Source organism: Streptomyces sp. NBC_00670, assembly GCF_036226765.1.
Classification (GTDB): domain Bacteria; phylum Actinomycetota; class Actinomycetes; order Streptomycetales; family Streptomycetaceae; genus Streptomyces.
Genome location: NZ_CP109017.1, coordinates 2,950,833 through 2,964,607, shown reverse-complemented (window position 1 = coordinate 2,964,607; position 13,775 = coordinate 2,950,833). Strand labels below are relative to the sequence as shown.

Sequence of the window (13,775 nt, the reverse complement as noted above, 5' to 3'; positions counted from 1 at the left end):
GCTCAGCAGGCGCAGAGGCAGAACGGGTGCCCCGCCGGGTCCGCGTAAACGCGGAAGGTGCGCGTGCGGTCGTCGGCCTCCAGGGGTGTGGCGCCGAGCGCGAGGACGTCCTTCTCCGCCGCGTCGAGGTCGGAGACGGTGAGGTCGAGGTGGAACTGCTGCGAGGCGTCGGGCGCGGGCCACGTGGGCGGGACGAAGCCGGGGGCGGCCTGGAAGGCCAGCGGGGTCGCGCCGCCGGGCAGCTTGAGGTCCACCCAGTCGCCCTGGTCCTCCACCGTGCCGCCGAGCACCCCGGCGTAGAACCCGGCGAGGGCGTGCGGGTCGGGACAGTCCAGGACGACGGTGCCGAGCGTGGCGAGAGCCATGACGATCTCCTCCAGGTCCTACGGGCGACTGGTTACCCCATGCTGCCGTCCTTCCGGTAACGCCGCAAGAGGGTGGAGCGGTACCGTCACTGACATGAGTGAGCGAGTGCCCGCGCCGGGAGGTCTGGCCCTGGTGCAGGACCTGGTGAACACGCTGAACCTCGAGTCGGGCGCCGACTCGCTGGACACGGCGGAGGGCAGGGCGCGCTTCGGACTCACCGGGGAACGGGAGACGGCGGCGGCGCGGGAGTTGCGGGAGGCGCTGCGGGCGGCCCTGCTGGCCCACGCGGGCCACCCGCCGCACCGGGAGACCACCCCGCTGGACGTGCTCCTGGCCGAAGCGCCCCTGGTGGTGACCGTCGGCACGGACGGTACGACGACCCTGGCCCCGGCGGATCCCCGCCCCCTCACCTCCCGCGTGGCAGCGGCCATCGCGGAAGCACTGGTGGCGCACACCTGGCCCCGCCTCAAGGCCTGCGAGGCCCCCGACTGCCACTGGGCGTACTACGACCGCAGCCCGGCGTCCCGCGGCCGCTGGTGCTCGATGTCGTCCTGCGGCGCAAGAGCCAAAATGCGCCGCTACAGAGCGAAGTAGCCCCGCGTTTCTAGGGGCGCGGGGCTGTGTCAATTTGCGGCTACCGCCGCGCGGGCGCGACCCCCCACCCCCTACGGCAGGTTCCGCGCCATCACAATCCGCTGCACCTGATTCGTGCCCTCGTAGATCTGCGTGATCTTCGCGTCACGCATCATCCGCTCGACCGGGTAGTCGCGCGTGTACCCGTACCCCCCGAGCAACTGAACGGCGTCCGTGGTGACCTCCATGGCGACGTCCGAGGCGAAGCACTTCGCGGCGGCGCCCTGGAAGGTGAGGTCGGCATCGCCACGCTCGGACTTGGCGGCGGCGGCGTAGGTGAGCTGCCGCGCGGCCTCGATCTTCATCGCCATGTCGGCGAGCATGAACTGGATCCCCTGGAAGTCGCCGATCGGCTTGCCGAACTGCTTGCGCTCCTTGACGTACCCCTTGGCGTAGTCGAGGGCGCCCTGGGCGATCCCGAGGGCCTGCGCGGCGATGGTGATGCGGGTGTGGTCGAGCGTCTTCATCGCCGTGGCGAAGCCGGTGCCCTCCGCGCCGATCATGCGGTCGGCGGGGATGCGGACGTTGTCGAGGTAGACCTCGCGGGTCGGGGAGCCCTTGATGCCGAGCTTCTTCTCCGGGGCGCCGAAGGAGACGCCCGCGTCGGACTTCTCCACCACGAACGCGGAGATGCCCTTGGACCGCTTCTCCGGGTCGGTGACGGCCATCACCGTGTAGTACTCGGAGACGCCCGCGTTGGTGATCCAGCGCTTCACGCCGTTGAGGACGTAGGTGTCGCCGTCGCGGACCGCGCGGGTCTTCATGCCGGCCGCGTCGGAGCCGGCGTCCGGCTCGGAGAGGCAGTAGGAGAACATCGCGTCGCCCTTGGCGAGCGGACCGAGGTACTTCTTCTTCAGTTCCTCGGAGCCGGAGAGCATCACCGGCAGCGAGCCGAGCTTGTTGACGGCCGGGATGAGGGAGGAGGACGCGCAGACGCGGGCCACCTCCTCGATCACGATGACCGTGGCGAGCGCGTCGGCGCCCGCGCCGCCGTAGCTCTCGGGGACGTGCACGGCGTGCAGGTCGTTCGCGACGAGCGCGTCCAGCGCCTCCTGCGGGAAGCGGGCCTCCTCGTCCACCGCGGCGGCGTACGGCGCGATCTTCGCCTCCGCCAGCGAACGGATCGCGTCGCGGAGCATGTCGTGCTCCTCCAACGGGCGGTACAGGTCGAAGTCAGCCGATCCGGCCAAGGTCTCTCACGCTCCCAGAATGCTGCGGCGGCGACGCCGGTGCTGCGGCGGTGACGCTAACTACCGTTAAGTAACCCGAATTCTAGAGCCCGTCCGCATCCCTGGACAGGTGAGTTCGGCAACAACGGGGAGGCGACCGGCGAAGTGGCCCGTCCGCGCCCCGGATATGCTCGGGCGCGCACAATCGGCCGGACACCCCTGGAGCAGCCATGGCCCTGAAGATCACCGTGATCGGCACCGGTTATCTCGGCGCGACGCACGCCGCGGCCATGGCCGAACTGGGGTTCGAGGTGCTGGGGCTCGACGTGGTGCCCGAGAAGATCGCCATGCTGGAGCGCGGCGAGACGCCGATGTACGAGCCGGGCCTGGAGGAGCTGCTGCGGCGGCACGTCGCCGGCATCGAGGGCTCGACCGGCCGGCTCCGCTTCACCCTGGACTGGGCCGAGGCCGCCGACTTCGGCGACATCCACTTCGTCTGCGTGAACACCCCGCAGAAGCACGGCGAGTACGCGTGCGACATGTCGTACGTCGACTCCGCCGTCGAGTCCCTCGCCCCGCATCTGAAGCGGCCCGCGCTGGTGGTCGGCAAGTCCACCGTGCCGGTGGGCTCCGCGGACCGGCTCGCGGCCCGGCTGGCCGAGCTGGCGCCGGCGGGCGAGGCGGCGGAGCTGGCCTGGAACCCGGAGTTCCTGCGCGAGGGGTTCGCCGTCGAGGACACGCTGCACCCCGACCGCATCGTCATCGGCGTGCGCAGCGAGCGCGCGGAGGCGCTGCTGCGCGAGGTGTACGCGACGCCGGTGGGGGAGGGCTCGCCGTTCGTGGTGACCGACTTCCCGACCGCCGAGCTGGTGAAGACCTCCGCCAACTCCTTCCTCGCCACGAAGATCTCCTTCATCAACGCCATGGCCGAGGTGTGCGAGGCCGCCGACGGCGACGTGGCCAAGCTGGCCGAGGCGATCGGCTACGACGACCGGATCGGCCGCAAGTTCCTGCGGGCCGGGATCGGCTTCGGCGGCGGCTGCCTGCCCAAGGACATCCGCGCGTTCATGGCCCGCGCGGGCGAGCTCGGCGCCGACCAGGCGCTGACCTTCCTGCGCGAGATCGACTCCATCAACATGCGCCAGCGCGGCCGCATGGTCGAGCTGGCCCGGCAGGCGCTGGGCGGCGGCCCGTTCCTCGGCAAGCGGGTCGCGGTCCTCGGCGCGACGTTCAAGCCGGACTCCGACGACGTGCGCGACTCTCCGGCGCTCAACGTCGCCGGCCAGATCCACCTCCAGGGCGGCCAGGTCACGGTCTACGACCCCAAGGGCATGGCCAACGCCGCCCGCCTCTTCCCCACCCTGACCTACGCCCCCTCCGCCCTGGAGGCGGTCCGCGGCGCCGACGTCGTCCTGCACCTGACGGAATGGCGCGAGTTCCGCGAACTCGACCCCGCCGTCCTCGGCGAGGTCACCGCCACCCGCCTCCTCCTCGACGGCCGCAACGCCCTCGACGCCGACCTGTGGCGCAAGGCCGGCTGGACCTACCGAGCGATGGGCCGCCCGACGGCATAAGGGGACCGCGCCCCAAAGGGGCGCGGGACTGTGCCGATTTGCGGCTCCGCCGCGGTGGGCGCGAGCAACCGCGCTTCGTTAGGGGCGCGGGGCTGTGCCGATTTGCGGCTCCGCCGCGGTGGGCGCGAGCAACCGCGCTTCGTTAGGGGCGCGGGGCTGTGCCGATGTGCGGCTCCGCCGCGGCGGGCGCGAGCAACCGCGCTCCGTTAGGGGCGCGGGGAACTGCGCGAGAAGCCCCACCGACGGTCAGCCGACAACGAACCCCCACGGGGTCCAAGGGGCGAAGCCCCTTGAAGGGATGGGAAGGGTAGGGGCGGCGGGGGCGAAAAAGGCCCCCACCGCAACGCCCGCCCTACGGGCACACCACCTCGTCGCCCTTCACCACCTCCGGGTCGTCGGAGGACGGGGTCGGGGCGACCTTCACCTTGCGCACGTCCTTGAAGTCCGTGCCGACCGTGACCTTCAGGACCGGGCCCTGGCCCGGGACCGCGCGCAGTTCGCTGCCCGGCAAGGCCGTGGACAGCGACCGCGCCGACCGGTCCCAGCGCGGGTCGTACTCGACGACCGTGCGCCGCACATCGTGCGCCACCGCGTCCGCCGGCTGCGCCGCCGACCGGAACCCCAGCCCCGCCAGCGCCCGGTCCACCCGCCCAGCCAGCCCCTTCGTCGTCGTCCCGTTCAGCACCCGCATCCGGATCTGCTGCGGCGCCACCTCCACCGTCGGCGTCCGGTCCACCGGCGCCTTCCGGCGCGGCGCCGCCAGCGGCCGGTCCTCCCGCAACGCGTCGAACAGCTTGCGCGCCTTCGCCTCGTCCCACTTCAGCGTCGAGCCGATCCCCTTCACCGGGAACGCCATCTCCGCGATCGGCACGGTCGTGAACTCCGACGACGACGGCGAGAAGTTCCGCATCGCCCGCCCCAGGTCGAGCAGCTCGTCCGCCCCGAACCCCTTGTCCGCGCGCACCGACCCGAGCACCGCCCGCGTCACGTCCCGGAACTTCATCGGGTTGAGCAGCACCCCGGAGGACGTCGTCCGCTCCAACAGCGCGGCCAGGAACCGCTGCTGACGCCGCATCCGGCCGAGGTCGGAGGCCCCGTCCGCGTGCCGGGAGCGCACGTACTGCAGCGCCTGCCCGCCGGTCAGCCGGTGCGTGCCGGCGGGCAGGTCGAGTCCGGTGTACGAGTCCTTCAGCGGCTCCGGCGTGCACACCTGCACCCCGCCGAGCACGTCCACCGTCCGCATGAAGCTGGTGAAGTCGACCTCCACGTAGTGGTCGATCTTCAGATCGGTCATGTGCTCGACGGTGCTCACCGTGAGGTTCGGCCCGCCCTCGGCGTAGGCCGCGTTGAGCCGCACCGGGTGCGCGGCCCGCTGCTGCCCGGTCCTCGGGTCGGTGCGCGCGGGCACCTCGGCGTAGGAGTCGCGGGGCAGGCTGACCACGCTGGCCCGCTCCCGGTCGGCCGAGACGTGCACGATCATCATGGTGTCCGTGCAGTGGCAGGGCGCCCCGCCGAGATGGAAGTCGCGCCGCTCGGCGGCGGTGAGCCGGTCGCGGCCGTCGGTGCCGACCAGCAGCACGTTCATGCCGTGGCCCGCCGCGGGCCGGTTCTTCATGTCGCGGAAGGCGTCGACCCGGTCGATGTCCGACTCGATGCTGCTGACCACCGCGTGCCCGATGCCGGCGGAGGCGAGGACGACCACCGAGAGCGTGGTCGCCATCCGCGTCGCCCACCGCGGCCTGCCCCGCCGCAGCCGGGGCCGCCCGACACCGCCCGGCCGCCGCCGGCCCGCCGCCGGCAACGGCGCGGCGGCACCCGGCCGGGACGGCACCGGCGCACCGGCACCGGGCCGAGGCGGCACGGGGGCGGGCGGCCGGTGGGGCGGCGGCGGGGGCACGGGAGGCTCGGACGGTGCGGGCACGGGGGACACCTCCGTGACGAGGGGGCCTGAACCGTGAGCACGGTATGCCCATACGATCTGCGGCCCGCCGCAGCAACCCGGCGGCGCGCACCCGTGTCCCCCGATCGCGGTAACGTGAGCACCGATTCGGATGAGAACCCTCCGGACGAAGACCCCCGGACGACAATCCGGACGAAGACCCCCGGACGAAAAGACGAGATGGGATCCCACCACGTGAGTCAGGTGCGCTCCGACGGGCAGCTCCCCGCCGTGTCCGTGATCATGCCCGTCCTCAACGAGGAGCGGCACCTGCGCGGAGCCGTCACCGCGATCCTGGCCCAGGAGTACGCCGGTGAGATGGAGGTCGTCATCGCCCTCGGTCCCTCCGGCGACCGTACGGACGAGATAGCCGCCGAACTGGTGCGCGAGGACGCGCGCGTGCACACCGTGCCCAACCCGACCGGCCGCACCCCCGCCGCGCTCAACGCCGCCATCAAGGCCTCCCGGCACCCGATCGTGGTCCGCGTCGACGGCCACGGCATGCTCTCGCCGAACTACATCGCCACCGCCGTGCGCCTCCTCGAGGAGACCGGCGCGCAGAACGTCGGCGGCATCATGCACGCCGAGGGCGAGAACGACTGGGAGCACGCGGTCGCCGCCGCCATGACCTCGAAGATCGGCGTCGGCAACGCGGCCTTCCACACCGGCGGCGAGGCCGCCCCCGCCGAGACGGTCTACCTCGGCGTCTTCCGCCGCGAGGCGCTGGAGCGGCAGGGCGGCTACAACGAGGAGTTCATCCGCGCCCAGGACTGGGAGCTGAACTTCCGCATCCGCGAGGCGGGCGGCCTCATCTGGTTCTCGCCCGAGCTGCGGGTCTCCTACCGGCCCCGCCCCAGCGTCAGGGCGCTGGCCAAGCAGTACAAGGACTACGGCCGCTGGCGGCACGTGGTCGCCCGCTACCACGAGGGCTCGATCAACCTGCGCTACCTCGCCCCGCCGACCGCCGTGTGCGCGATCGCGGCGGGGATCGTGGTCGGCGCCGCCCTGACTCCGTGGGGCTATGTAATCCCCGTCGGCTATCTCGCGGCGATCGCCGCCGGGTCGCTGCCCGCGGGCAAGGGGCTGCCGCTGAAGGCGCGGCTGCAGATCCCCGTCGCGCTGGCCACCATGCACATGTCGTGGGGCTGGGGCTTCCTGACCAGCCCCCGCTCACTGGCCCGCAAGGTGATCGCCTCCCGCCGCCCGGCCGTGACCGCCCCGGACACGGGCACCAGCGCCGCCACCGGCACGAGCACCACCGCCGCCGGCTGACCGTACGGCACCACGGAAACGGGCCCCTCTCCGACGGCGAACGCGCCGGAGAGGGGCCCGAGCCGTGTCTCACCAGGTGTAGTCCGGGTCCACCTTCATGCACGCCCCGGTGTCCGAGCCCTTGTCGAGCTTGGCGGACGAGGGCACCTTGTCGTCGTCCTCCGGCGCCTTGTAGGTGCTGCCCGAACGCCAGTCGCCGCCCACGTACAGGGTGACGCCGGAGACGTCCGTCGACTTCTCCACCGCGTTCGTCGGGATGCCGAGCTCCTTGGCGACCCGCCGGGCGTCGCCCTCCAGGTCCGCGCTCGGATAGCGGACGACCGTGGTCTCCTCGGACGGCAGCGTGGCGCCGTCCGCCTTGGCCTGGGTGAAGCCCTTGCCCACGAGCAACTGGGCCACCTGCGTGGCCCGTCCGCTCATCGGCCCCAGCGTGTCGGTGCGGGTGCCGTTCACCACCTGGACGGCGATCCGGTCGTCCGCGGCGGCCGGGTCCGTGGGCTCCGCCTCCTTGGCCTTCTTCTTGTCCTTGCCGTCCAGCGCCACGTCCTCGCGCACCAGCCGGAACAGCTTGTCCGCGTCGTTCGGCTTGGGCAGCACCCGGTTGCCGTCGGAGGAGTACACCCACGGCATCGTCGTCATGCTGATCCGGTCGGTGGGGACCTTGCGCAGCTCCATGCTCAGGTCGTACAGCTTCTTCACCGTGCCGAGGCCGTCGTCGACGGTGAGCGACTTGGTGGCCGTCTCGGCGAGCTTGCGCATCTTGTTCGGGTTGCCCAGCGTGGCGTTCTCGCGCAGCTGGCGGACCATCGCGTTCATGTACTGGTGCTGCGCCTTGGTGCGCGCGATGTCGCTGCCGTCCTCGAACCCGTACCGGGTGCGCAGCCACTCGAGCGCCTGCTTGCCCTTGACGTACGTGGTGCCCTTCTTCAGCTTCAGGCCGGAGCCGTGGCCGGTCGAGGTGTGCGAGTAGACGTTCTTGTCGACGCAGACGGGGACGCCGCCGATGGCGTCGGCCATCGACACCACGCCCGCGAAGTCGACCATCATGAAGTGGTCGATGTGGATGCCGGTCAGCTTCTCCCAGGTGGCGACCGTGCAGCCGGGGCCGCCGTGGTTCAGGGAGTCGTTCGTCATGGCCAGCGACGTGGTCGCCTGGTAGACCTGCTTGGTCTCGGGGTCGGTGCACTTGGGCAGGTGCAGCAGGGTGTCGCGGGGCATGCTCACCACCGACATGTTGCTGCGGTCCGCCGAGACGTGCACCAGCATCTGCACGTCCGCGCGGGCGTCCCCGCCGAAGGTGTCCTTCGCGCCGCCGAGCTTCTGGTTCTCCTTGCTGTCGCGCGCGTCGGAGCCGATCAGCAGGATGTTCAGGGGGGTCTGGCCGGCCGCGTTGGGGGTGGGCTTGGCGGCGCGGTCCTTGGAGTCGCCGAGGTTGAGATCGTCCTTCTTGATGTTGGCGTTGAGGTGCTCGTAGTAGAGGTATCCGGCACCGGCGGTCCCGAGTATCACCACCGCCAGGACCGTCGCCGACCAGCGCAGCACCCGGCGTCTGCGGCGCGGCCTGCCCGCCGCGTTGCCGGGCCCGTCGCCGTCGCCGTTCCCCGGCCCGCCGCCGCGTCGGCCCCCGCCCCGCGCGGTCGGGCCGCTGGGCGCCTCGCCGTCGCCGTCACCGTTCTGAGAGCCGGCGCCGCCGGTCTCCTTGGTGCCCTGTGCGGCACCGCCCCGGGTCTCGGCCCCCCGGGCGGTGCCGGCCCTGTCCCCGGCTCCGTCCCCCTCGTAGAGGTCTTCGTCCCAGCCGAGGTCACCGGCGTCCCGGGCGCGTGGTCGCGCCCCCTCTCCCCGCACACCGCTAGGCACCATCGCCGCCCTGCCTCCCACCCTGCGCCCGTAAACGGGTCCGTTCACGGTCCGGCCGGGCGCCCCGTCGCGCCCGGTCCGGACCATCGCCGTACGGTTGGACGCCCCACGCGCCCGACCGGATGTATCCGCGCGGGAATTCCGTCGTGTCCGCCGCTCCTCGCGGCCGTACGACCACCCCGCGTCCGGCCGGGCGCGCGGTGCGGCCCGGCCGGCGGCGGGAGCCTCCGTGTGACACCCGCCCGATGTCCTCGCGTCCCGTTGGACGCCACACACGCCGTACCGGATGCGCTCCGGCGGGCGGTGCGTCTGCGCCCTGTTAGACGCGCAACGGCCCCGTCAGGTCATCACGTGGAGCAGACTTGCTTGTCCGCGGTCGACTTTCCGTCGACGTCCGGCGCCTTGGACGACGACTTCACCGGCGTTCCGGCGCCCTTGAAGTCCTTGCCGAGGGTGAGCACGATCGCGGGCAGTCCCTGGTCGTTCTTCTCGCTCTCGCCCGGCTTCATCGCGGAGGCGGGCAGCCCCATCAGGTCGGCCAGCTTGCGGGCCTGGTCGGCCTGGTCGGGGGAGTACTCCAGCGTCGTCTTGCTGAGCGTCTTCTCGGCGTTGCCGAGCTGGCTGGCCTTGGTGACGCCCTGCTCGTTCTGCAGCCAGGCCAGGGTCTCCTGGGCGCTGCCGGTGGCGGCCCCGCCGTTGTAGATGTCGACGCGGATGTCGGCGGCGGCGGAGCGGGAGCCCTTCAGCCGGGCCGCGACGGCCGCCTTCTCCTTCTTCTCCTTCTGCTTGACCGCGGTGAAGGAGACGTCGTCCTTGATCGCCTGGAACACCGCCGGGGCCGTCGACTGGTTGACGACGACCGTCGCCTTGACCTTCTCGGCGGGGTTGTCGAGCACCGGGACGGTGAGGAAGGTGATGTTCTTCGGCGGCACCTTCTTCAGTTCCAGGGCCATGTCCTTGAGCGTGCTCGCCTTGCCGATGCCGGTGTCGACGGTGAGGGCCTTGGTGGCCGCCTCGGCGAGCTTGTAGAGCTTGGTGGGGCTGGTCAGCGTGTCGCTGGAGGACATCTTGCGGGCCAGCGAGCCCAGGAACTGCTGCTGCACCTTGATCCGGTCCAGGTCACCCTCGTTGCCGAAGCTGTGCCGGGTGCGCAGGAAGGCGAGCGCCTGTTCGCCCTCGATCGTGTGCTTGCCCTTGGACAGCTTCAGGTGCGAGTCCGGGTCGTCGACGTCCTTGCCCACGCACACCTCGACGCCGCCGACCGCCGAGGTCAGCGTCTTGACGGCGTTGAAGTCGGCCATCATGAAGTGGTCGGGTTCGATCCCGGTGACTTCCTTGACCGTGCGCATGGTGCAGCCCGGATCGCGTTCGTCCTGGCCCAGGCTGGTGTTGAACCGGACGTTCGGCGTACCGGGGATGACCTTCTCGCTGCCGTCCTCCTGCTTGGTCGGGCAGTCCGGGATGTTCGCGATCAGGTCGCGCGGGATGCTCAGCGCGGTGGCGTTGGTCCGGTCCTTGGAGACATGCAGCAGGATGTTGGTGTCGGCGTGGCCGACGCTGTTCTTGTCGCCGTAACCCTCGTTGCCGGCGCCGGTGCGCTTGTCGGTGCCGATGATCAGCAGGTTGAAGGCCTCGTCCTTGCTGAAGCTGCTCTTGGCCGCGTCACCGACGTCCGTCGTGGTGATGTTTCCCTCGAGGTGCTTGAGGTACAGGTAACCCGCACCGGTCACCGCGACGAGCACGAAGGCCATGCCGCCGCCGGTCCAGAGGAGGACCTTCTTGGCCTTGCCCTTCTTGGGTTTGCCCTTGGTACGACCACTGGTCCTGCCGCGCCGGCGGCCGGGCGGCGGCTCCTCCGGGGTGCCGCGGCGGCGGCGCTGCCCGGGCAGGGCGTCCGGTGCCGGGGCCTCGGGGCCCGGCGCGCTGCGGGACCGCCCGGCGGGGGCGGTGGCGCCGCGGGGTCTGGGGACCGACGACTGCGGAGGGGAAGGAGCCAGTCGCAGTTCGTATTCGCCGGTGTCCGGGTTGAGTACCCACTGGTCTGCGGGGTCGATGTTGTCCGCCCGCCCACGGCCTTGCGCGTCCACGGTTGTCCGAATCCTCCGTCGGGGCCACGCGGCGCCTTTCCCCTCAAAGACGCTCGGGTCACTTCATGCGATGCGATGAGCCCAGGACGGACCTCGGGGCAGTGCACCGGGTCGCTCACACTATCCGCCCGGTTGGGACTTGAGCGACGGCAGTGCGCTTTTTCACGTGCCTACAACCGGGCAATCCGACCTATTTCTCAGAGAGTTCTTAGCTCTGGTGTTCCCGGTCTTGGGCCGGGCTTTACCTACGGTGCCCAAAAGGGAAGCCGGAACGGGAGATTCCGGCACTCTTGGTGAGGCGTTGCCGCGACGCCTGTCGTCTATCGGGCCGTCGCCGTGACGCGTTCCGTCTCGACGCGCTGTGCCAGCCGCTCCTCGGGGAGCGCGTCCAGGTTCCGGCACAGCACCACGGAACCGCCCGTCGCGAGCGGGGCGTAGAGGCCCGCCGCGAGCCCCTCCCAGGTGTCGTACGGGAGTCCGGACAGCAGCCGCGACCCCGGCCCCGTCAGGCCGAGCCCCGGTGCGTCGGCGCGGGCCCGCTCCACCACCTCGGCCCCGCTGAACTCCCGCCCGGCGACGATCAGCGCCGGCTCCTCCGGGGCGACCGGCGCGTACGGCCGGAAGAGGTCGCCCTGGCCGGGCACCTCCACCGCGTAGTCGAGGAACCCCTCCGGCGGCTGCGGGAACCGCCCGCCGAGGGGGCGCAGGGCGAGCGCCACGCGCTCCCCGGAGCAGGCGCGCGCCGCTTCGAGCGACTCCGGGCCGCTGACGACGACGTCGGCGGCGCCCGGCGCGCCCGCCACGTCCGCGACCGCCCCCACCGACGCGCACGCCAACAACCACACCGCCGTCTGCCAGTGCGCGGGCAGCAGCAGCGCGACCCGGTCGCCGGGCTCCACGGACAGCTCGCCCTGGAGCAGGTTGGCGGTCTTGGCCACCCAATTGGCGAAGGTGGCGACGGAGAGTTCGACGCGTTCGCCCGTGGCGTCGTCGTAGAAGGTCACCAGGGGGCGCGCGGGGTCCGCGGCGAGCGCGGATCGCAGCAGGTCGGCAGGGGTGCGGTCGGTGGCGTTCACGCGCGCCAGCCTACGCGGGCGGCGCGGCGGGAACCGACCGTACGGGCCACCCGGGGGCCACCGGTTCGGCGCAACGCCGATCGACGGCCCGTCAAGTCCGCGATGGACAGATATGTATGACTATGTCCAGGATCGAGGGCATGCGTGGATACCTTGCTTCCTCGATCGGCGTCACCTGCGCGGCGGCACTCACCCTGCCGCTCGCCCCGACCGCCGCGACCGCGGCCGCCTCGCCCTCGCAGACCGTCTCCACCACCGTGCGCGGAGCCGCGCCCGGGGCCGTCCCCGGCAGCACCGCGCCCGGGGCCGTCCCCGGCAGCACCCAGTCCCTCGCGCTCGCCCCGCTCTCCCGCACTCGGGCCGGGGCGGGCGCCGGCGTTCAGGGGCTGACCCGGCGTGAGGTGCGGCCGTTCTCGCTGCTCGGCGTGGTCTGGGACGACCCCCGTGCCGCCCTGCACGGCACGGTCCAGGTCCGCACCCGCGCCACCGGCACCCACCAGTGGTCCGACTGGCAGGAGGTGGAGACCCACAACGACGACCATGCGGCCGACCCCGGCACCGCCGAGAGCCGCTCCGGCCGGGTCCGCGGCGCGACGGCCCCGCTGTGGGTGGGCGACTCGGACGGCGTCGAGGTCCGCGTGCGCCCGGCGCAGCCCGGCGAGGCGGGGACCGACGGCCGTACGGCGGCCGGGGGTTCCGCCGACGCGGCGGACCCCGACCCCACCGCATGGGAACTCCCCGGCGGCCTCCGCCTGGAGCTCGTCGACCCGGGGGAGCAGCCCGCCGCGGACACCAGCACAGACACCAGCACAGACACCGGCACCGGCACCGGCACCGACGCCGCCCCAGCTCCCGTCCCCGCGCTCGGCCCCGTCTCCGCCGACCGCGCCCCCGTCCTGGACGCCCGTACGGCCGAGACCGCCGCCGCCAACGCGGAGCTCGCGGCTCCGGAGGCCACCGTCATCCCGGCCCTGTCGAAGGAGGAGACCGAGGCGGCGTACGCCGCGAGGCTCCCCGACTCCGCCGACGGCACCCGCGCCAAGCCGTACATCGGCCCCCGGCCGAGCATCACCACACGGCGCGGCTGGGGCGCCGACGAGGGGATCCGCAAGGGCGGGTTCACGTACACCAAGAAGGTCAAGGCGGCCTTCGTGCACCACACCGCGACCGGCAACAACTACACGTGCGCCCAGGCGCCCTCCGTCATCCGGGGCATCTACCGCTACCACGTGCTGAGCAACGGCTGGCGCGACATCGGCTACAACTTCCTCGTCGACAAGTGCGGAAAGATCTACGAGGGCCGCGCGGGCGGCGTCGCCAAGCCCGTCATGGGCGCCCACACCCTCGGCTTCAACACCGACAGCACCGGCATCGCCGTGCTCGGCACCTACAGCTCCAAGAAGCCGTCCGCCGCCGCGGTGAAGGCCATCGCGCGCCTGACGGCGTGGAAGCTCGGCCTGTACGGCGTCAATCCGAAGGGCAAGACATACCTGACGTCCGGGGGTGGCAACCTCTACGCCAAGGGCAGGAAGGTACGGCTGCACACGATCTCCGGCCACCGGGACGGCTTCGCCACCAGCTGCCCCGGCAAACGCCTCTACGCCAAGCTCGGCTCGGCCAGGTCCACCTCGGCGGGCTACCAGGGACGCTGACGGCACGTCCGCACCCGCGTTCGCCGCAAAACGCCATAAAGTGCCCGAGGCGAGGCGCGTCGCGGGCGCACTGCGGGCGCCTCGAAAGCGCGTCGAACGGACTGCATACACTGACCGGCCGAGGGGCCTCGGCCGGTCCCGGCAGGAAGC

The 13,775-nt window shown here is 72.0% G+C and carries 10 protein-coding genes; 4 read left to right on the top strand and 6 right to left on the bottom strand.

The annotated features are described in order from the left end of the window. Positions 1-2: 2 nt before the first annotated feature. Entirely contained in the window at positions 3-365 is a 363-nt protein-coding gene (locus tag OIE12_RS13075) for a VOC family protein (RefSeq protein WP_329134924.1), read from the bottom strand. 94 nt (positions 366-459) lie between these two features. On the opposite strand from OIE12_RS13075, the gene OIE12_RS13070 reads away from it, so the two are divergent. Next, positions 460-960 (top strand): CGNR zinc finger domain-containing protein, encoded by a 501-nt coding sequence (locus OIE12_RS13070; protein WP_329134922.1) that lies wholly within the window; start codon positions 460-462, stop codon positions 958-960. Between the two features lie 71 nt (positions 961-1,031). On the opposite strand, the gene OIE12_RS13065 is transcribed toward OIE12_RS13070, so the two are convergent. Further along, positions 1,032-2,189 (bottom strand): acyl-CoA dehydrogenase family protein, encoded by a 1,158-nt coding sequence (locus OIE12_RS13065; RefSeq protein WP_329134920.1) that lies wholly within the window; start codon positions 2,187-2,189, stop codon positions 1,032-1,034. A gap of 209 nt (positions 2,190-2,398) precedes the next feature. Between OIE12_RS13065 and OIE12_RS13060 the strand changes: the two genes are divergently transcribed. Further along, positions 2,399-3,742 carry a UDP-glucose dehydrogenase family protein gene (locus OIE12_RS13060; RefSeq protein WP_329134918.1) on the top strand — a complete coding sequence of 448 codons (1,344 nt, stop codon included), beginning with the start codon at positions 2,399-2,401 and terminating at the stop codon, positions 3,740-3,742. Positions 3,743-4,094: 352 nt separating this feature from the next. Here the strand turns inward: OIE12_RS13060 and OIE12_RS13055 are convergent, their stop codons facing one another. Further along, positions 4,095-5,573 (bottom strand): LCP family protein, encoded by a 1,479-nt coding sequence (locus OIE12_RS13055; protein ID WP_443054039.1) that lies wholly within the window; start codon positions 5,571-5,573, stop codon positions 4,095-4,097. A gap of 288 nt (positions 5,574-5,861) precedes the next feature. Between OIE12_RS13055 and OIE12_RS13050 the strand changes: the two genes are divergently transcribed. Further along, complete coding sequence (locus OIE12_RS13050) at positions 5,862-6,953, top strand: glycosyltransferase family 2 protein (protein ID WP_329134915.1); 1,092 nt, start codon at positions 5,862-5,864, stop codon at positions 6,951-6,953. Positions 6,954-7,022: 69 nt separating this feature from the next. On the opposite strand, the gene OIE12_RS13045 is transcribed toward OIE12_RS13050, so the two are convergent. The 3 genes from OIE12_RS13045 to OIE12_RS13035 all read right to left on the bottom strand — a co-directional run bounded on the left by OIE12_RS13045 (position 7,023) and on the right by OIE12_RS13035 (position 11,973). After that, positions 7,023-8,813 carry an LCP family protein gene (locus tag OIE12_RS13045; protein WP_329134913.1) on the bottom strand — a complete coding sequence of 597 codons (1,791 nt, stop codon included), beginning with the start codon at positions 8,811-8,813 and terminating at the stop codon, positions 7,023-7,025. A 344-nt stretch (positions 8,814-9,157) separates the two neighbouring features. Then, on the bottom strand, positions 9,158-10,897 hold the full coding sequence (locus tag OIE12_RS13040; protein ID WP_329134911.1) for an LCP family protein: 1,740 nt from the start codon (positions 10,895-10,897) through the stop codon (positions 9,158-9,160). A 320-nt stretch (positions 10,898-11,217) separates the two neighbouring features. Then, the gene (locus OIE12_RS13035; RefSeq protein WP_329134909.1) at positions 11,218-11,973 is read right to left on the bottom strand and encodes a TIGR03089 family protein; all 756 of its coding nucleotides are present in this window, start codon (positions 11,971-11,973) and stop codon (positions 11,218-11,220) included. Between the two features lie 140 nt (positions 11,974-12,113). On the opposite strand from OIE12_RS13035, the gene OIE12_RS13030 reads away from it, so the two are divergent. Then, positions 12,114-13,625, top strand: a complete 1,512-nt coding sequence (locus OIE12_RS13030; RefSeq protein ID WP_329134907.1) for a peptidoglycan recognition protein family protein — start codon at positions 12,114-12,116, stop codon at positions 13,623-13,625. Positions 13,626-13,775: the final 150 nt, after the last annotated feature.